Here is an 18,850-nt window from a genome sequence, read left to right on the forward strand (position 1 = left end):
GTGGATCAGAATTCAGACGGGGATCTGATTGAAGGAAGCCGGTGCCTGATCACCGGCGGCGCGGGCACCATCGGCTCGACCATAGCCGACCAGCTGGTCAGGGCCGGCGCCCGCGAGGTCGTCGTGCTCGACAACCTCGTCAGGGGGCGCCGGGCCAACCTGGCCTGGGCCGAGGCCAACGGCCCGGTCACCCTCGTACAGGGGGACATCAGGGACCGCGACCTCGTGCGCGAGGTGATGGACGGGATCGACGTCTGCTTCCACCAGGCGGCGATCCGCATCACCCAGTGCGCGGAGGAGCCCAGGCTCGCGCTGGAGGTGCTCGTCGACGGCACCTACAACGTCGTCGAGGCCGCGGCCGACGCGGGAGTCCGCAAGGTGGTCGCGGCCTCCTCGGCGTCCGTCTACGGCCTGGCCACGGAGTTCCCCACTCCGGAGACCCAGCACCCCTACGACAACGACACCCTGTACGGCGCGGCGAAGACCTTCAACGAGGGTCTGCTGCGCAGCTTCCACGCGATGCGGGGCCTCGACTACGTGGCCCTGCGTTACTTCAACGTCTACGGCCCCAAGATGGACATCCACGGCCTCTACACCGAGGTGCTGATCCGCTGGATGGAACGCATCGCCTCGGGGACCCCGCCGCTGATCCTCGGCGACGGCACCCAGACGATGGACTTCGTGCACACCGAGGACATCGCGCGGGCCAACCTGCTGGCGGCCAGGGCGGACGTCACCGACACCGTGTTCAACATCGCCAGCAACGTCGAGACCAGCCTGCGCGGGCTGGCCGAGGCGTTGCTGCGGGCCATGGACGCCGAGGGCCTCGGGCTGGAGTTCGGGCCGCCGAGGGCGGTCAACGGAGTCACCCGTAGGCTCGCCGACATCTCCAGGGCCGCCGAGCTGCTCGGCTGGAAACCGGAGATCGGCCTCGACGACGGCCTGCGGCAGCTCGTCGCCTGGTGGAGTGCGGAGAAGGCCGCCGACGCCTCCTTCACCGGCGCCTCAGGGGAGGGCGCGTGATCCCGGTCATGCGCCCCTGGCTGGGCGAGGAGGAGGCCGAGGCCGCGGCGGCGGCCGTACGGTCGGGGTGGGTGGCGCAGGGGCCGAGGGTGGCCGAGTTCGAGCGGGCGTTCGCGGCGCACCTCGGCGTCGAGCACGCCATCGCCGTCTCCTCGTGCACCACGGCCCTGCACCTGTGCCTGATCGGCGTGGACGCCGGGCCCGGCGACGAGGTCGTCGTGCCGTCCCTGTCGTTCATCGCGACCGCGAACGCGGTGCGCTACGTGGGCGCGACCCCGGTCTTCGCCGACGTGGACCTGGCCACGATGAACCTCACCGCGGAGACCGTCGAGCCGCACCTCACCCCGAGGACGAAGGCGGTGGTCCTGGTCGACCAGGGCGGCATGCCCGCCGACCTCGAGGGCGTCCGCGCGCTCTGCGAGCCGAGGGGCGTCGCCGTGATCGAGGACGCCGCCTGCGCGGCGGGCACCCGCTACCGTGGCAGGCCCGCGGGCGCGGGAGCCGCGCTGGCCGCCTTCTCCTTCCACCCGCGCAAGCTGCTCACCACCGGCGAGGGCGGCATGCTCACCGTGGCCGACCCGGCGCTGGCCGTACGGCTGCGCCGCCTGCGCGAGCACGCGATGAGCGTCAGCGCGGCCGACCGGCACGCCTCGGCGCAACCGGTGTTGGAATCCTACGAGGAGACCGGGTTCAACTACCGGATGACCGACGTCCAGGCGGCCGTCGGGCTGGTCCAGCTCCGCAAGCTCCCCGAGATGGTCGCCCGCCGCAGGGAGCTGGCCGAGCGGTACCACAAGCTGCTCGACGGCGTCCCAGGTCTGGTCACGGCCGCGGACACCCAGGACGGCACCACCAACTACCAGTCGTTCTGGGTGCTGCTCCCCGAGGACTCCCCGACGGGACGCGACGACCTGCTGGCGCTGCTGGCGGCCAGAGGGGTCTCCGCCAGGCGCGGCATCATGGCCTCGCACCTGGAGGGCGCGTACGCGGGCCACCCGCACGCGCCGCTGCCCGCCACCGAGCGGCTGACCCGCGACTCGCTGATCCTGCCGCTCTTCCACCAGCTCACCGAGACGGAGCAGGACCACGTGGCGGCCGTGGTGCGCGAGGCGGTCGAGCGGTGATCCCCCAGGGGATCCAACGGCGGCTGACGCAGCGATTACAGACATACAGGGAGGTCCGGGAGCAGCGGCTCCCGGACCTCCGGGTCTCCGCGACGCCGCGCGGCGACGGCCCGGCCATCCGCTATCTCTGCCCGGACCTGAGCAGGCCGAGCGGCGGCATCAGGGCGATCTACCGGCATGTCGACACCCTGACCGCCGCGGGGTTCGACGCCGCCGTGCTGCACCGGCGCAAGGGCTTCTCCTGCTCGTGGTTCGAGCACCGGACCCCGGTCGTCTCCGCGGAGACCGCCGGACTGCACCGGGGTGACGTGCTCGTCCTGCCGGAGTACGCCGCCCCCGCGCTGGGGACGCTGCCCGAGGGACTGCGCCTGGTCGTCTTCAACCAGAACGCCTACAACACCTTCGCGCTGTCGCCGTTCGACGAGGTGCCGCGTGGCGCGCCGTACGCGGGGGTCCCGGCGCTCGAGGCGGTGCTGGCCGTCTCCGAGCCCAACGTCGCCTACCTGCGGTTCGCCTATCCCGACCTGTGGATCGAGCGGGTCCGCAACGTCGTCGACCCCGCGCTGTTCCACCCCGGCGACGCCGGGGGCGCGGGAGACACGGAAGGCACGGAAGGCACGGAAGGCACGGTGCGCGCCAGGCGGATCGCGCTGATGCCGCGCCGCAGGGCGGGCGACCTGGCCCAGGTGCTCCACCTGCTGCGGGCCAGGGGCGCGCTCGACGGCTGGGAGGTCGTGCCCATCCACGGCAGGTCGGAGGCGGAGACCGCGGCGCTGCTGCGGTCGTGCGCGGTCTTCTTCAGCCTCAGCCACCAGGAGGGCTTCGGCATGCCCCCCGCGGAGGCGATGGCCAGCGGCTGCTACGTGGTCGGCTTCACCGGGGTCGCGGGACAGGAGTTCTTCGACCCGGCGTTCTGCTCGCCGGTTCCTGAGGGCGACGTCCTCGCCTTCGCCCAGACCGCCGAGCGGGTGCTCGCCGAGGGCCCCGCCGCGCTCGCCGGGCGCGCCAGGGCGGCGGGAGACCACATCAGGGCGCGCTACGGGCCCGATCAGCAGCGTGAGGACCTCGTCGGCTTCTTCGGAAAGGTACTGGGGTGACCCGGATTCTGGTCGGACTGCACCACCTGGAACTCGGCGGCAGTCAGCTCAACGCGCTCGACCTGGCGACCTCGGTCCGCGACCTCGGCCACGACGTGCACGTCTTCGCGACCCACACCGCGAAGCCGGGACCGGTCGCGGACCTGGTCAGGGACAGGGGCCTGCCGCTGACCCTGATCCGGCACCGCCTGGTGCGGACCCGCCGCGCCATGCCGTGCCGCCCGGCCGTCGCCAGGGAGATCGGCAGGCTGGCCCGCGAGAAGGGGGCCGAGCTGGTCCACTCCTACGAGTACCCGCTGATCCTGGACGCCTTCTACGGCACGCGCCTGCCGCTGGTCGGCACCGTCTACGCGATGGGGGTGCCCTCCTGGATCCCGCGCCACGTGCCGGTCGTCGCCGGAACCGCGGCCATCGCCGACGAGGCTCGGGCCAGGGGCCAGTGGGCGGAGCTGATCGAACCGCCGGTCAACACCGACCTCGACGCGCCGGGCGCGGTCGACGGCGCGGCGTTCCGCGCCGAGTACGGCATCGCCCCCCGCGAGGTGGCGGTCGTCGTCGTCTCGCGCCTGGAGCCGGACATGAAGGCCGAGGGCGTCGAGCGGGCGATGGACGCCCTCAGGGTGCTCGGCCAGCGGGTCCGGCTCGTCGTCGTCGGCGACGGCCCCTCGTACGAGGCCCTCGCGCGCAGGGGGGCGCGGGTCAACGCCGAGCTCGGCCGCCACGCGGTGGTGATGACCGGCGCGCTCGCCGACCCCAGGCCCGCCTACGCCGCCGCCGACGTCACCCTGGGCATGGGCGGCTCCGCGCTGCGCGCGATGTCCTTCGCCAAGCCGCTGATCGTGCTGGGCGTGCGCGGTTTCGCCAAGCCGATGAACCCCGGCACCTGGGACTACTTCCAGACCCACGGCTTCTTCGGCTCCGGCCTCGCGCCGGGGGAACCCGACCTGACCGCCCACCTCGCCGAGCTGGTCGCCGCGCCCAAGCGCTGGGCCGAGCTGGGCGCGTGGTCCAGGGACCTGGTGGTCGGCCGGTACGGCCTCGCCGCCGCCGCGGCCACCCTGGACGACGTCTACCGCAGGGCGCTGGCCGCTCCCGCGGGGGCGTGGCTGCCGGTCGCCGCCCGCACCGCCGCGCACCGGGCCGCCGCCGAGGTCGCCCCGGTCGGGCTGCGCGCCCGGATCCGCCCGCTGCTCGGCCCCTCGTCCGGCGGGGCCCGCGCGTGAGCGGTGACCTGTGGGCCCGCGCCTCCTCGGCGCTCGGCTGGAGTTTCTTCAACACCATCGCCTCACGCCTCGGCACCCTGGCCATCGGCATCGTGCTGGCCAGGCTGCTCGGTCCCGAGCAGTTCGGCGTGTTCGCGGTCGCGATGGTCGCGCTGCTGGCCGTGCTGAGCTTCAACGAGCTCGGCGTGAGCCTGGCCATCGTCCGCTGGCCCGGCGAGCCGAGGGAGATCGTGCCGAGCGTCATGACGATCTCGATCGCCATGAGCACCCTGCTGTACGGGGTGAGCTACGTCGCCGCGCCCGCGTTCTGCGCGGCGATGGGCGCGCCCGAGGCGACGGACGTGGTGCGGACGCTCGGCCTGAGCGTGATCATCAGCGGCTGCGTGGCGACCCCGGCCGCGCTGCTCCAGCGCGCCTTCCTCCAGGGCCGCAGGACCATCGCCGACCAGGTCAACAACTGGCTCGGCGCGGGCGTGTCGATCGCGCTCGCGCTGGCCGGGTGGGGGGCGATGAGCCTGGCCGTCGGCCGGATCGCCGGGGCCCTCGCCTCGGGGGTGCTGTTCTTCGTCTTCTGCCCGGAACCGGTCAGGATCGGCTTCGACCGGGAGGTGGCGGGAAGGCTGCTCAGGTTCGGGCTGCCGCTCGCCGGGTCGAGCATCGTGGTGTTCGCGGTCACCTACGTCGACCAGCTCATCGTCGGCTGGATGCTCGGCCCCGCGGCGGTCGGCCTCTACGTGCTTGCCTTCAACCTGTCCAACTGGCCGGTCGGGGTCTTCTCCCAGCCGGTGCGGCAGGTCGCCCCCGCGGCGTTCGCCAGGCTCCAGGACGACCCGCCCGCCATGCGCTCGGCCTTCCTGGCCGCCTTCGGGCTGCTCGCCGCGATCACGCTGCCCATGTGCCTGCTCATGTCCGGCGCGGCCAGGCCGATCATCGGGTTCGTCTACGGCGAGCCGTGGCTCGGCGCGGCGGGCGCGCTGGCCTGGCTGGGCGTCTTCGCCGCGCTCAGGGTGCTCTACGAGCTGATCTACGATTTCTTCGTGGTCCTGGCCAGCTCGCGCGTCGTCTTCACCGTGCAGGTCGTCTGGCTCGTCGCGCTGCTGCCCGCGCTGTTCGTCGGCACGAGCCAGTGGGGCGTCGCCGGCGCCGCCGCCGCGCACGTCGCGGTCGCCTCGCTGGTCGTGCTCCCCCTGTACCTTCGGGAACTGCGCAGGGCGGGGCTGGGGGTCGGCGCGATGGCCTCCAGGGTCGTGGTGCCGCTGGCCGCCGCCCTGGCGGTCGGAGGGACGGCGCTGGCCGTGCAGAGCGTGATGACCGACCGGTTCCTGATCCTGGTGGTCGCGAGCGTCGTCGCCCTGGGCGTGGTCGGGGTGTTGATGCTGAGGATGCGGCCGGTGCTGGCCGGATTGCGGGGGACGGGATGAGGGACCTGCTGATCGTCGGCAGCGGAGGGTTCTCGCGGGAGACCGCCGAGCTGGTCCGCGCGATCAACGACGCCGGGCCCGCGTGGCGGCTGCTCGGCTTCCTGGACGACGACCCCGCCAAGCGGGGCACGCCGGTCCAGGGCTTGCCGGTGCTCGGCCCGGCCGAGGCCGTCCACGACCACCCCGCGGCCCAGGTGGTGGTCGGCATCGGCAGCCCGAGGGACAACACGGCCCGCGAGCGGGTGACCGGACGGCTCGGACTGCCGCCGGAGCGGTACGCCACGCTGGTCCACCCGACGGCCGTCGTCTCGCGCAGCTCGACGCTCGGCCCCGGCACCGTGGTCGGCGCGCTGACGGTGCTCACCGCGTCGGTCACCGTCGGCGCCCACGTCGCGATCAGCCCGCACGTGGTGCTCACCCACGACGACGTGGTCGAGGACTTCGTGACCTTCGCCGCCGGGGTCCGGGTCGCGGGCGCGGTGCGGATCGGCGCCTGCGCCTACGTCGGCGCGGGAGCGCTGATCAGGGAGGGGCTGACCGTCGGGGCCCGGTCGCTGGTCGGCATGGGGGCGGGCGTGGTGAAGGACGTCCCCCCGGGCGAGGTGTGGGCGGGCACGCCCGCCAGGTTCCTGCGGGCCAACTGAACGCCGCGCCCGACGCGGAACGCGCCGGGCGCGCGGTGACGCCGCCCCCGAACCCCGCCGCCCTTCGCCGCGCCGGGGTGCGGGGCGGCGCGTTCTCCGGAGCCCGCCGTCCTTCACCCCGCGGGGCGGGCGCCGCCGGACTCGACGGTCAGGCGAGCGCCGTCGAGGCCGCGCAGAGGATCGCCAGGAACGCGGCGGTCCCCGGGGTCGGGTCGTACTCCCCGGACAGCATCCGCGCCAGCCACTCCTGACGCACCAGGCCGGTGCCGAGCGCGGGCTCCAGCAGTGACGGCTCGGCCCGCCAGTGCGCGACCAGCAGCGCCACCATGGTCGGCTCGCCGACGCCGGGGTTGCCCGAGCGCCTGATCCGCTGCCTGGCCTTGCGCGCCGCGCGCAGCCCCAGGTCCAGGCCGAGCCGCGCGGCCCGCACCGGCTTCGGGGCGAACAGCGTCACCGGGCGCAGACCGGTGTCCAGTGGGATCCTGGCCAGGTCGGGAGCCAGGCGGTCCAGCAGCATCGCGTTGTAGCGGGAGTAGAGCTTCACCGCGGGGTCCATGGCCCTGGCCTGCTCCACGAAGGCGGGGTGCAGCATCGGGCTGAGCGTGGTGTAGCGCGTGCAGGCCGTGCTCAGCGTCGCGCCGACCATCCGCTGGGTGCGCTCGTGGAAGTAGAACTCGTCGGTCGAGGAGAGCCAGTCGGTGCGGTAGCCCGCGAACATCTCCCTGAGCCTGCGCATCGTCGAGGCCTTGGTCTCCGCGGCGAAGTCCCCGGTGAACATCTCCGGGTCGGCGTACTCGACGCTGAAGATGCGCCACTCGGCCAGCCTGTCGACCAGCTGCGGGGTCGGCCCCGGGTGCTGGCGCTGCCCCAGGTAGTAGAACGCCCGGGAGAACTCCCCGCCGAACCCGTTGATCCTCGGCTCCCTGGGAGCCTGCGCCTCGGCCCACTCCTGCACGGCCAGCTGGACCGGGTTGTTGATCCCCCCGGTCGACAGCGCCGCGGCCGTCACCAGCTCGTGCGCCCGCGCCGGAGTGAGCCCGGCCATCCGGTCCATGTCGATGACCTGGCGCTCCAGCCGGTAGGCCGTGGCGATCCTGGTGGCCAGCTCCTGGTCGCGGGACTCGACGGAGGCCAGGGTGAGCGCGCGCACCTGCCGGCGACGCCCCTCGGGGACCGCGGCCAGCAGGATCCGCGAGTCAAGGCCGCCGGACAGCTGCAGCACCGCGTCCGGGTGCTCGTCGAGCAGCCGCTCCATGTTGTCGCGCAGGATCCGCGCGGCGCGCCGTACGGCCTCGGCCAGGTCGGTCGTCGGCGGATGCCCGGGACTCTTGTACGGCGTCAGCGTGGCCCTGCCCTCCGACAGGCGCACCACGTGTCCCGCGGGGATCTTCCGCACCCCCGCGTACGGCGTGTCCGTCCCCAGGTGGTGGCCGATGAGCCGGTAGGCGCCGAGCACGTCCAGGTCCAGGCCGCCGCCGGTCAACCGGGCCAGCGACGTCGGCGAGGTGGACAGCGCCGCCCAGCCGGGTCCCTCCGCGAGGTACAGGTGCCGCATGCCGAGCTGGTCGACCGCGGCCAGCAGGGCGCCGTCCTCCTCGGCGAGCACGGCGGCGAACGGCGCGGCCAGGTCGCCCAGCTCCCGCCCCTCCCGGATCCTGCCGGTCAGCTCGGCCTCGGACATCGGCCGGTAGTCGTGGTCGTGCGCCCCCTCGACCAGTGAGTACAGCGGGCCGGGCGTGGCCGACCAGACCTCGCCCGCGCCGCCGGGCAGCGGGCGCCTGACCGCCCCGGGGAACGGGGGCGTGCCGTCGGAAAGGGGCGAGACGCCCCGCGGGCCCGTGGACACCGCGAGGAGAGGCGCCGCGAGGGGCGCCGGGGGAGTCGTCACGGAAAGAGCCTCCGGAGAAGAGGGGCGACCCTCCGCCGGGCCGTCTCCAGCCCGCGCATGACCTGGCCGCCGGGGCCGCCGGCCAGGTGGCGCACCGGGACGCCGAACGCCCTGGCCTCGAACCTGCGGGCCGCGAGGGCGGCGTAGACGGCGGAGGTGGTGGGCGGGGAGCCGAGGGAGAGCCGCATGGTCAGGGGGAAGATCTGGCGGCGGTTGTGGAAGTCGAGGGTGGCGAAGCCCGGCAGCCCGGCCTCGCGGGCCAGCCGCAGGGACTCGGGGTTGGCCACGATGCCGTCGTACTTGCGGTTCCACACCTCGACCGCGGTGAGCAGCGGGACCCAGTCGGGGTCGAACCTGCTCCAGGCGTCGCGCCGGTGCGGGTGGGCGAGCACCGCCGTTCCCCCCGCCTCGGCGACCTCCTTCAGCAGGTGACCGGTGTGCAGTCCGTCGCCGAGGAACGGCAGGCCCTCGCCCCAGACCGGGACGTGGATCAGGTTCTCCGCGTCGCCGTACTCGATGCCGGGGACGAACAGCAGGCCCGGGGCGCTGGCCTCGGCGCAGGCCTGCCGGTACTCCTCCCACTTGGCGGCGGAGAAACCCCGGCTGTGCTCGCTGGTGAGCACCACGCCGACGCCCTGGCGGCGGAACAGTCTCGCCAGGCGGGCCAGCGGCCACGAGCCGTCGTCCGACCACTCGGAGTGCACGTGCGCGACGGCGCTGACCTTCATCGACCGCTCCTGACGAGCTGGGTCCGCAGGGTGGCGAGGGTGTCGGCCGCGAAGACGCCGAACTCGCCCCGTCTGCGGTTGTAGAGGCGCTGTCCGCGCCGGGGGGTCAGCACGGCCAGGACCGTGCCCAGCCGGGGCGCGCCCCCCTTGGCCAGCACGGCGGCCAGGTGGACCAGGTCGCGGCCGAGGTGGCGGGCGGTGAGGTGCGGGGGGTCGACCGGCTCGGGAGGTTCGAAGCCGGGGTCGAGCCGGGACCGTACGGCCCAGGCGGGGTAGTGGTAGCCGCGGGCGACGGCCAGGGCCATGCTGCCCCAGGCGCGGCCGTTCAACTCCATGAACCAGGGCACCCCGGCTGAGTCCCGGAGAAGCTCGATCATGAAGATGCCGCGCCAGCCGCTCTCCTTGACGAACGCCTCGACCGGCGCGCGCAGTTCCACGGCCAGCGGGATCGACCTGCAGGCGCTGGAGCCCGAGCCGCGCGGGTTCATCATCCGGACCCGGCGGTGGGCGCTCAGCGCGTGGACCCCGGAGTCGGTGGCCAGCCCGAAGACGCCCTCGCCGACGCCGCCGAGCACCGACTGCACGAGCCTGGGCTCGGCCACGCGGGAGACGTCGGAGGTGATCCGCCCCGTCGGACGGGTCAGCACGCCGTCCTTGAGGGCGACGGCCAGCGCGGGCTTGACCATCCACGGTCCCCTGGCCCCCGTCTGGGGCACCGCGAACCCCGCTCGCTCGGCCAGGGCGAGCTGCCGCTGCTTGTCGAGGGCGAGACGGGCGTGGTCACCGGTCGGCCCGGCGACCGGTGCGCCGGGGACCCGGTCGCAGACCCAGACGGCGTGGTCGTCCAGCGGCAGCACCGCGGCGGGGGCCAGCTCGTCCACCAGCCGGGCGACGTCGTCCGCGCACGCCTGCGCGTCCCGCTCGGGGGCGGTGACCTGGTGGCAGGTCACCTTCCCGCTGCGGGCGACGGCCGGGCGGGACCCGGCCCGCGCGAACACGTGGACCTCGAACCCGTCGTCGTGCAGGGACCAGGCGGCCTCGGGGGCGGCCAGCGCGTCGGCGAAGCCGATGAGCACCCGCATCCGTCACCGCCACCGCTTGTATCGGGCCATGACCGCCGCGCGGAGCCGTGCCGGGGGAGAGGGATCCGCGAGGATCTCCCGCCGGACGCTGTCCAGGGTGTCGGCGCGGGTGACGCTGTAGCGCGCCTGCAGCCAGGAGCCGGACGCCGCCCTGCGCCGGTCGCTGGTGTAGACCCGGGTGTAGCCGTGGGCGCGGAGCGCGGCCAGGCTCGCCTTGTCGTAGGAGCCGAACGGGCAGGCGGCGCTGGAGACGGGGCGTCCCGCGGCCTCCGCGATGATCGTGCGGGCCTCGACCAGCTCGCCCTGGCGTTCGCGGGGGTCGCGCTCCCGCCAGTCACGGTGGTGCATGCCGTGCGAGCCGACGGCCATGCCCGCGTCGGCCAGGGCCCTGACCTCGTCGGCGCTCACGCTCACCGGGGTGCCGAGTCTGCCGGCGATGGGGAAGAACTCCGCGGTCAGGCCCCTGGACAGGAGCTCGGGCAGCGCGATCGACACGTCGGAGGCGAATCCGTCGTCGAAGCTGAGCCGTACGTCGTCACGCTGGGCGACCTCGTCCAGCACCCGCCGGAACAGGTCCACGGAGACGAAGTAGTCCTCCGCGCCCTCCTCGAGGTCGTGGACCGCGGGCGGCTCGCCCACGCCGTGGAAGCAGATGTTGATCGGCATCAGCCGGTCCTGCGTAACCAGATGGAGCCGGGGCTCTCCGCGGAGATGCCGTCGGGGACGAGCTCGCCGTGCTCCTGCCAGAGCCAGGAGGAGAACAGCAGGATCTCGTAGCCGGCGTTGCCGACGAGGAAGGCGTGCAGGAGGTAGTTCTCCGTCCAGTCACGGCCCTCGCGCAGCCAGCCGTCCGGGTAGTCGAACGGCCAGAAGACGTCGTGGACGTGGACCAGGACGCCCGGCGCCAGCCTGGGCAGCACCTGGAGGAACAGCCACAGGACGTCCGAGCCCGCCTTGACGACGTGGGTGGAGTCGATGAACAGCAGGTCGCCCGACTCCAGCTTCTCGTAGGCGGACAGCGGCACGTCCTGGACCGGGGAGCGCAGCAGGGTCAGCCGCTCCTCGTCGCCGGGGCGCAGCAGGGCGAGCAGCCGGTCGGGGTAGGGCTCGACGCAGGTCAACTCCGCGGGGTGGTCGATGGTGTCCAGCGCCAGCGCGGTCGAGAAGCCGGAGCCGATCTCCATCACCCGCCCGGGGCGGTGGTGGCGCAGCATCGACCGGTAGACCGCCGCGTCGGCGGCGTTGAACATGGGGTTCGACGGGGTGTACCTCGGCCCCTCGAACGGCTTGTCCAGCTCCTCGGCCAGGCTGAGGGCCAGGGCGATCTGCTCGGTCTCGCGGAGGTCGACGCCCGGAACGCGGTCCCTGCCCGGGATCGCCTTCCAGGCGAGGGCGCGTTCCACGTCGGCCGCGGCGGTGAGCGGCGAGTAGAAGTGCCCCGGGGGCATCCAGGGCGGAGTCGTGATGGCCGCTCCCACCGCGCGTACGGTCCGTACAGTGCGTCGCCGTAATGGCTCTGACATGAAAGCCTTTCCTCACCTTTCACATGACACGTCCCGCCTAGGACGTTTGGAGTACCGGTTCGGAGGACGTGGAAATCGGAGTTTCCTGAGGGACGGCCCGATTGGCGATGTTGTACACCGCTCCGGCGAATCCCATGACGACGAACATGAGCCCCGCGCACATGGGGAAGGCGAGGGAGTCGTAGGTGGCCAGCGAGACCGCCCCGACCAGGACCGAGGCGGCGACGCACTGGGCCAGGTGGCGCAGCTCGGGGTCGTCGCTGAGCCGTCTGGCCCTGCGGGCGAGCACCCAGCCGGTGCCGAAGCACACCACGACGCTGATGCTCCCGATCACCCCCATCTCGATCAGGGTGACGAGATACTGGTTGTCGAGGATCCGGTAGAGGTTCGGCAGGAACGTGCCGAAGCCCCTGCCGAACCAGGGATGCTCGCTGAAGTAGTCGGTCGCGGCCGAGTAGTCATGCAGCCGGAACTGGGTGCTGCTGTCGTTGCCGATGTTCTCGAACAGGGCGAAGATCGTGCCGAGCAGGCCGGGGATGGCCAGGCGCATCACCACGCCGAAGGCGCCGAAGAGCACGTAGGCGCGCCTGCGCTCCTTGCGGGTCCAGGTGGGCACGACCACCACGGCCACCAGGACGGCGCCGAGCATGGCGGTCCTGGAGATGGTCATCGGCAGCGCGGCGGCGATCAGCATCACCTGGGCCCAGCGCCGCCTGCGCAGTTCCGGCGGCGCGTGCCGGGCTCCGTGCAGCGCCAGCGGGAGCAGCAGGCCGAGCACGACGCCGAACTCGATCGGGTGGGCGGCGGTCGCGGCGATCCGGTTGAACTCGTCGCGGCCGTGCACCGACGAGTAGGGGACGGACAGGCTCAGGCCGGGGATCTGGATGTACTGGGCCAGGTCGAGCGCGGTGAAGAACTGCAGGACCCCCAGCGCGGCGATGGCCGTGCCGAAGGCCACGACGCGGCGGCGCAGCTTCTCCAGCAGGTCCATCCGGTCGACCCCGTCACAGATGATCAGAGCCGAGCCGATCCACCCGGCGGCGATGATGAGCCCCCGGTCGAGGCCGTTGATCTCCAACACGGTCAGTTGCCGGGTCATGCCCGAGGCGTAGCTGGCCAGCACCGCCGCGCCGAAGAGCACCATCGCGATGCGCAGCGGCTGCGGCTGCCTGATGGCGGTCGAGCGCGGCGCGAGCCAGGCCAGCAGGTAGGCGAGCAGGATCACCACCGCGAAGACCCCCGCGGGCGTCCCCGCGCCGCCGAGCGGCCCGATGACGTACTGCGAGGGAAGCAGCAGGAGCAGGAAGCAGTAGACGCTGCTCAGGGTGGTCGCCGGGGCGGGAGCCGGGTTGATCGGCGGTGGTTTCCGCCGACGCCGGAAACTGGACCGGTACGTCAAGGCCTGTCGCCCGCCACGCCGTCGGGACTCGGCTGCCCTGACTTGTCGGACGGCTTCGGGTCCACGTAGACGGAGAACGTGGTGGTGCTGATCTCGTCGTCGGGCGACCTGACCGGCGCGGCGTGCCTGGCAGCGCCCTCGGGACCGCTCCAATTCTGTCGCTCACGGCCCTTCGCGCCCTGCCGCTGCTGGCGGCGGCGCTCGCTGATCGCCTCGATGACCACCGGGACGAGCAGGGTGACCAGCAGGCCGCCGCCTCCGATGACCGTGACCGTCCTGATCTTCGCGGTCGGCCGCACGATGGCCTTCTCCGTGGTGGTCACCGTGACCACCCGGACCCTGCCGTCGACGGCGATCCCGGACTGGAGGGTCTGCAGGCGCTTGTTCACCTCGACGATGAGCTGTTCCATGGTGGTCTGCGCCAGCTCGGGCCGGTCGGCCTCGGCCACGACCTCCAGGATCGGGCCGCCGGTGTTCGGCTGCAGGCCCACCGAGTAGGTCGGGGACAGGCCACGGGCTTTGACGCTGGTCACCGTGCGGTCGTTCATCACGGCGACCCCGACGACCTGGGCGGTCACGTTCAGCGAGTTGCTGAAGTAGAGGTAGGGGTTTCCACCTGCTTCCTTGGCGACCTGCGGCGAGGAGAGCAGCAGCAGCGTCGCCCTCGATTCGTAGTCCCACGGCAGGATCGCCGCGGCGACGACTGCGCCGACCATCGTCAGCAGGGCGAGGGGGGCGGCTATCCACCACCATCTGCGGATGGCACGGAGGGAGCCGAGGAGGTCCATCGCGTCCTTTCGGTGGGCGTGACAGAGCCCATGGCTGAACAGTGCTGTGGCAAACGAATAATAGGACTTGAATCCTGTTGAGGGCAGTGTTCTATATGGGAGCATTTCGCGAAGTGGTGGGGAACGCGAGGGGGAGAATATGACGATCTTGGAGATTGCGGCCTTGCTGCGCCGTCATCCCTTTGTCGTCGCTTTTGTCCTATTGCTGAACCTTCTGGGTGTTTTGTATATTCAGCGTCAGCCGCCGGTCTACCGGGTGGCCGCCTCGCTCGTGCTGATCTCCCCGGGCATCCCCTCCAGCAACCGCTACGAGACCTTCAGCGAGCGGCTGATCGTCCTTGGGAACGTTCTATGTCAGTGGATCTCCGGCGAGCAGGGCCGTGAGCAGGTGGTACGGCGCGGCGGCACCGCCGAATACCAGGTGGAGCTGGTCAACGAGGGCACCCAGGAGATCCCGCTGCACGAGAAGCCGTACATCCGCCTGTCGGCGATCTCGAACACGGCGGAGGACGCCGACCACACGCTCGCGGTCGTCCTGAAGACGTTCGAGGCGGAGCTGCGCAGACTCCAGGTGGACATCGGGTCGAAGGAGTCGGCCATCGCGACCATGCAGCTGGTCGACAACACCGACCAGCCCATCCCGGTGTTCGCCAGGCGTTCCCGCGCCATCGGGGCGGTGGCCGTCCTCACGGTCCTGTGCGTGATGAGCGCCGCCCTGTTCTTCGAACGCTGGCCGATCTGGGCGCTGCGCCGCCGTCGGCAGAACATCATCACACGCAGGAAGACTGGTGCCTCCCATGGCTGACCGGCCGTTGTTCAAGGTCGGCATCACGACCCTCGTCGTGGGCGTCGTGCTGTGCGTCGTCGGGGTGGTGACCATCGTCTACGGAAGGACGACCGCCGAGGGCGACAGGGCGGCGCGGAGCGCCGCGCCCTCCGCCGACTCCTCCGCCGCCGCGCCCGCCCCCGGGCAGAAGCCGGCCCGCAGCGGCGACCCCAGCACCGGAAAATGGCCGAACGCGGCCACCGCCGGGGTCCCGCAGAACGTGAGACTGGTGGAGAGCGAACCCATCAAGATCACCGAAGAGGGCGCCGTCATCGAGGCCCAGGACGTCAAGGGCGACATCGTGGTCCTGGCGAACAACGTGACGATCCGCAACAGCCGGATCACCGCCGGGGGCTGGTGGGGGATCATCCAGCGCAAGGAGGCCTCGGGCCTGACGATCGAGAACTCGGAGATCGTGGGCAACGGCGTCAAACCGCTGGAGTTCGCGATCCTGAACTACGGCGGCGACATCACCGTCAGGGGCAACGACATCCACGGCATGATGTCGGCGGTGCAGACCCGGCACGGGCTGATCGAGAAGAACTACATCCACGACCCCAAGGAGTTCCCCGGGTCGCACGTGACGCTGATCGCCTCGAACGAGGGCTCGCCGATCGGCCTGCCGCTGACCATCAGGGGCAACACGTTGCTGAACCCGCTGGAGCAGAACTCCTGTGTGTCGGTCTACCAGGACTTCGGCCTCAACCACGACGTGCTGGTCGAGGACAACCTCATGGCCGGCGGCGGATACGTGATGTTCGGCGGCAAGGGCAAGTACGGCACGCCGTACAACATCAAGTTCATCAACAACGTGATCAGCAGGCGGTACTTCCCCAAGGGCGGCTCGTGGGGATGGCTGGCGACCTGGGACGCCAGGGGGAAGGGGAACACGTTCTCGGGAAACAAGTGGGAGGACACCGGCGAACCGGTGCCCCTTCCCTCGTGACCCTCAGCGCTTGATCGCGATCAGCGCCTTCACCATGCCGCCGAGCCGCTCGTAGTGGATCTCGGAACGCGGGAAGTAGTGCCGCATCTCGGTCTTGCTGAGCAGCTCGATCTCGGCCACCGCGCGCACCGCGCTCTCCCGGTCGGAGGGGCGGGTGTGCACCAGGGGCCAGCGCCGCACGGCCGCCGCCCGCACCGCCATCGGCATGAACTGGAAGCCGGGGAAGACGAAGTGCGGCTCGACCGGGAAGTAGCGGTAGGGCGTCTGCACCCAGTGCCGGTCGGCCAGGTCGTAGACCGCCTCCGCGAACTGCTCCCGCCGGATGTGGCCGCCGACGTGCTCGATCACCGCGTTCGAGAAGACCAGGTCGTAGCGGGTGCCGTGGGTGGCGCTCCGCAGGTCGCAGGCGTCGCCGACCGCCACGCTCAGCCACGGGGGCAGCTCGGTCTCCGAGACGTCGAGGTTGACGACGTGCACGTGCGCGGGCTGGACCGGCGCGCGGAGCCAGGCGCTCGCGGTGCCGCCGAGGTCGATGACCGTCATGTCGGCGAGGCCGGGGAAGACCTGCGTCACCCAGCTCCAGCGGCGCGCTCGGGCTTTGGCGCCCAGGGAGTCGGGCGCGTCCACGAACCGACTGCGTAAGGCGGTCAAACGACTCATCTATCATCCACTCCCGGAGCCGGATAATTCAGCGGACAGCGGAGCCAACTATCCCAGAATGTTCGCTGGAACGCTCTACCGCTTTCCGATCCCGGACACGGGTGGGAGTGAAGTGACTCTCGCTTCCGATGAACTTTGGGAGTTTTTTCGCATAAGAGGAGAGGTGTCGTTAGTGCATCGTTATAGTGCGCTGTCGAGTGACCCTTGTGACTCTTGCTTGTGCCGACTCATTCGAAGGGAATCGGTGTGCATACGCGAAGCGAGAACCAGCAGGACGACGGTTTAGGAAGAACCCGGACGCGGGCTGTGCTCGCCGGAGCCGTGGTGGCCGGGCTGCTCCTCACCGGCTGCGCGCCCTCCGGCATGGGCGACAGCGTCCTGCTCGGCAGCGAGCAGAAAGTCAACCCCACGTCTGGACACTCCGCGGCGGGCTCCGCCGCGAAGAAGGCCAAGCCGACAGCCAAGCCGACAGGCAAGCCGCAGGCCAACCCCGGGGCGAAGCCGGTGGCCAAACCGGTGGCCAAGCCCACCCGCACAGGCTACGGCAAACCCGTCGGTCAGTCCGGCAAGCCGGGAGACTGGCGGCGGCGCGGAGGCGAGACCCATCCGCGCCCGCGCTGGCCGAGAGGCACGGCCAAGCCGACTCAGCAGCCCACGCACTGGCCGACCTGGAAGCCCACCCACAAGCCCACGCACTGGCCTACCTGGAAGCCGACGCACCGCCCGACGCACCGCCCGACGCATCAGCCGACGTATCGGCCGACAGGGAAGCCGACGAGCATTCCGACCCCGCCTCCGTCGGGCGAGCCCACCTGGCTGCCCACCGCGGAGCCGACCTGGACGCCGTGGCCGACGCCGACCGACCAGGAACCCACCGCCGTCCCGACCCGCACCTGGACGCCGAGGCCCACCGCCTCGCCGACCCGCACCGCGACGCCGAGACCCACGCCGACGGACCGGGAACCCACGCCGTCCGCCTCGCCGACCCGCACCTCTCCGCCGCCCGGCACCGGCGGCTTCCCCGGCAGGTCGACCACCGGCGTGCCCGCGGGCGTCTCGCTCGAGTCCAGCCCGGCCTTGAAGATCACCAAGGACGGCACCGTCATCGACGGCAAGGACATCAAGGGCGACATCGTGGTGATCGCCGACAACGTGACGATCCGCAACAGCCGGATCCAGGGCGGCGGCTGGTGGGCGATCCTCCAGCGCAAGGAGGCCCGCGGCCTGAAGGTCGAGAACAGTGAGATCTACGGCGGCGGAGGCGAGCCGCTGGAGTTCGCGATCCTGAACTACGGCGGCGACATCACCGTCAGGGGCAACAACATCCACAGCATGATGTCGGCGGTGCAGACCAGCCACGGGCTGATCGAGAAGAACTACATCCACGACCCCCACGAGTTCCCCGGGTCGCACGTGACGCTGATCGCCTCGAACGAGGGCTCGCCGATCGGCCTGCCGCTGACCATCAGGAACAACACCCTGCTGAACCCGCTGGAGCAGAACTCCTGTGTGTCGGTCTACCAGGACTTCGGCCTCAACCACGACGTGCTGGTCGAGAACAACCTCATGGCCGGCGGCGGATACGTGATGTACGGCGGCAAGGGCAAGTACGGCACGCCGTACAACATCAAGTTCATCAACAACGTGATCAGCAGGCGCTACTTCCCCAAGGGCGGTTACTGGGGATGGCTGGCGACCTGGGACGAGAGAGGCAAGGGCAACGAGTTCTCCGGGAACGTCTGGGAGGAGACCGGCAAGTCGGTCGCGATCCCCTGACCGATCCCGTGGTCTCCGAGGGCGGCACGTGACACGCTTGCCCTCGTGCAGCAGACAGGGATCAAAGACGCCTATGTTCACACACCCGTCGTACACACCGATGACCGCGGCAGCTTCCTGGAGTGGTTCCGGGCTGACCGGCTCACCGGGGCGATCGGGCACCGTCTGGACCTCGCCCAGGCGAACTGCTCGATCTCCCGGCGCGGTGTGCTGCGCGGGATCCACTTCGCCGACGTCCCGGTCGGCCAGGCGAAGTACGTCACCTGCGTCAGCGGTTCCGTCCTGGATGTCGTCGTCGACATCCGGGTCGGCTCTCCCACGTTCGGCCGGTGGGAGACGATCGAGCTCGATGACCGCTCACGCAGGGGCGTCTACGTCTCCGAGGGCCTGGGACACGGTTTCATGGCCCTGAGCGAGGAGGCCACCGTGGTCTACCTCTGCTCGACCCCCTACGCGCCGGGCAGGGAGCACGAGGTGAACCCTCTCGACCCCGAACTGGGCATCGCCTGGCCCGAGGGGATCGAGCCCGTCCTGTCGCCGAAGGACGCGGCGGCCCCCTCGCTGGCCGAGGCGCGGGCCGCGGGGCTCCTGCCGGACTACGCCGACTGCCTCGCCTTCTACGACAAGCTCCGCGCCCTGTGAGCCGCCGGTCCCCGGCGCTCCTCGCGGCGGGGACCGGCGCAGCACGCGGAACAGGACCTC

18 protein-coding genes are annotated in these 18,850 nt (G+C 71.5%); 10 read left to right on the forward strand and 8 right to left on the reverse strand.

Features of this window, described 5'->3' with window-relative positions; all coding sequences use genetic code 11:
* The 6 genes from PKF00_RS38030 to PKF00_RS38055 are packed head-to-tail and all read left to right on the forward strand — an operon-like array spanning position 1 to position 6,532.
* Positions 1-1,023, forward strand: a complete 1,023-nt coding sequence (locus PKF00_RS38030; RefSeq protein WP_271222593.1) for an SDR family NAD(P)-dependent oxidoreductase — start codon at positions 1-3, stop codon at positions 1,021-1,023.
* The gene (locus PKF00_RS38035) at positions 1,020-2,147 is read left to right on the forward strand and encodes a DegT/DnrJ/EryC1/StrS family aminotransferase (protein WP_271222594.1); all 1,128 of its coding nucleotides are present in this window, start codon (positions 1,020-1,022) and stop codon (positions 2,145-2,147) included. Before PKF00_RS38030 ends, PKF00_RS38035 begins: the two co-directional genes overlap by 4 nt.
* Positions 2,144-3,244 carry a glycosyltransferase gene (locus tag PKF00_RS38040; protein WP_271222595.1) on the forward strand — a complete coding sequence of 367 codons (1,101 nt, stop codon included), beginning with the start codon at positions 2,144-2,146 and terminating at the stop codon, positions 3,242-3,244. The genes PKF00_RS38035 and PKF00_RS38040 overlap by 4 nt, the downstream gene beginning before the upstream one ends.
* Positions 3,241-4,467, forward strand: a complete 1,227-nt coding sequence (locus PKF00_RS38045; RefSeq protein WP_271222596.1) for a glycosyltransferase — start codon at positions 3,241-3,243, stop codon at positions 4,465-4,467. Before PKF00_RS38040 ends, PKF00_RS38045 begins: the two co-directional genes overlap by 4 nt.
* Positions 4,464-5,888 (forward strand): lipopolysaccharide biosynthesis protein, encoded by a 1,425-nt coding sequence (locus tag PKF00_RS38050; protein ID WP_271222597.1) that lies wholly within the window; start codon positions 4,464-4,466, stop codon positions 5,886-5,888. Before PKF00_RS38045 ends, PKF00_RS38050 begins: the two co-directional genes overlap by 4 nt.
* Positions 5,885-6,532: an acetyltransferase gene (locus PKF00_RS38055; protein ID WP_271222598.1), complete on the forward strand. Its 648-nt coding sequence runs from the start codon at positions 5,885-5,887 to the stop codon at positions 6,530-6,532. The genes PKF00_RS38050 and PKF00_RS38055 overlap by 4 nt, the downstream gene beginning before the upstream one ends.
* 148 nt (positions 6,533-6,680) lie before the next feature.
* Here PKF00_RS38055 and PKF00_RS38060 read toward each other — a convergent pair whose 3' ends face one another.
* The 7 genes from PKF00_RS38060 to PKF00_RS38090 form a co-directional block, all read right to left on the reverse strand.
* Positions 6,681-8,420 (reverse strand): asparagine synthetase B family protein, encoded by a 1,740-nt coding sequence (locus PKF00_RS38060; protein ID WP_271222599.1) that lies wholly within the window; start codon positions 8,418-8,420, stop codon positions 6,681-6,683.
* A complete protein-coding gene (locus PKF00_RS38065) occupies positions 8,417-9,148 on the reverse strand; it encodes a PHP domain-containing protein (RefSeq protein ID WP_271222600.1) in 732 nt (243 codons plus the stop codon). The genes PKF00_RS38060 and PKF00_RS38065 overlap by 4 nt, the downstream gene beginning before the upstream one ends.
* The gene (locus tag PKF00_RS38070) at positions 9,145-10,230 is read right to left on the reverse strand and encodes an ATP-grasp domain-containing protein (protein WP_271222601.1); all 1,086 of its coding nucleotides are present in this window, start codon (positions 10,228-10,230) and stop codon (positions 9,145-9,147) included. The genes PKF00_RS38065 and PKF00_RS38070 overlap by 4 nt, the downstream gene beginning before the upstream one ends.
* A 3-nt stretch (positions 10,231-10,233) precedes the next feature.
* Positions 10,234-10,896, reverse strand: coding sequence for a polysaccharide deacetylase family protein (locus PKF00_RS38075; protein WP_271222602.1), 663 nt, complete (start codon positions 10,894-10,896; stop codon positions 10,234-10,236).
* Positions 10,896-11,708, reverse strand: a complete 813-nt coding sequence (locus PKF00_RS38080) for a class I SAM-dependent methyltransferase (RefSeq protein ID WP_271222603.1) — start codon at positions 11,706-11,708, stop codon at positions 10,896-10,898. The genes PKF00_RS38075 and PKF00_RS38080 overlap by 1 nt, the downstream gene beginning before the upstream one ends.
* Positions 11,709-11,790: 82 nt before the next feature.
* Positions 11,791-13,152, reverse strand: a complete 1,362-nt coding sequence (locus PKF00_RS38085; protein ID WP_271222604.1) for an O-antigen ligase family protein — start codon at positions 13,150-13,152, stop codon at positions 11,791-11,793.
* Positions 13,149-13,940: a YveK family protein gene (locus PKF00_RS38090; RefSeq protein WP_271222605.1), complete on the reverse strand. Its 792-nt coding sequence runs from the start codon at positions 13,938-13,940 to the stop codon at positions 13,149-13,151. Before PKF00_RS38090 ends, PKF00_RS38085 begins: the two co-directional genes overlap by 4 nt.
* 223 nt (positions 13,941-14,163) lie before the next feature.
* Here PKF00_RS38090 and PKF00_RS38095 point away from each other — a divergent pair, with 223 nt between their 5' ends.
* Entirely contained in the window at positions 14,164-14,745 is a 582-nt protein-coding gene (locus PKF00_RS38095; protein WP_271222606.1) for a hypothetical protein, read from the forward strand.
* Positions 14,738-15,712: a right-handed parallel beta-helix repeat-containing protein gene (locus PKF00_RS38100; protein ID WP_271222607.1), complete on the forward strand. Its 975-nt coding sequence runs from the start codon at positions 14,738-14,740 to the stop codon at positions 15,710-15,712. Before PKF00_RS38095 ends, PKF00_RS38100 begins: the two co-directional genes overlap by 8 nt.
* A 3-nt stretch (positions 15,713-15,715) precedes the next feature.
* Here PKF00_RS38100 and PKF00_RS38105 read toward each other — a convergent pair whose 3' ends face one another.
* Positions 15,716-16,372 carry a class I SAM-dependent methyltransferase gene (locus PKF00_RS38105; protein ID WP_271222608.1) on the reverse strand — a complete coding sequence of 219 codons (657 nt, stop codon included), beginning with the start codon at positions 16,370-16,372 and terminating at the stop codon, positions 15,716-15,718.
* Between the two features lie 246 nt (positions 16,373-16,618).
* Between PKF00_RS38105 and PKF00_RS38110 the strand changes: the two genes are divergently transcribed.
* The gene (locus tag PKF00_RS38110) at positions 16,619-18,148 is read left to right on the forward strand and encodes a right-handed parallel beta-helix repeat-containing protein (RefSeq protein WP_271222609.1); all 1,530 of its coding nucleotides are present in this window, start codon (positions 16,619-16,621) and stop codon (positions 18,146-18,148) included.
* A 45-nt stretch (positions 18,149-18,193) separates the two neighbouring features.
* Positions 18,194-18,790, forward strand: a complete 597-nt coding sequence (rfbC, locus tag PKF00_RS38115) for a dTDP-4-dehydrorhamnose 3,5-epimerase (protein WP_271222610.1) — start codon at positions 18,194-18,196, stop codon at positions 18,788-18,790.
* The last annotated feature ends 60 nt before the right edge of the window (positions 18,791-18,850 follow it).

Origin of the sequence: Streptosporangium carneum, assembly GCF_027922005.1 — a bacterium.
Taxonomy (GTDB): domain Bacteria; phylum Actinomycetota; class Actinomycetes; order Streptosporangiales; family Streptosporangiaceae; genus Streptosporangium; species Streptosporangium carneum.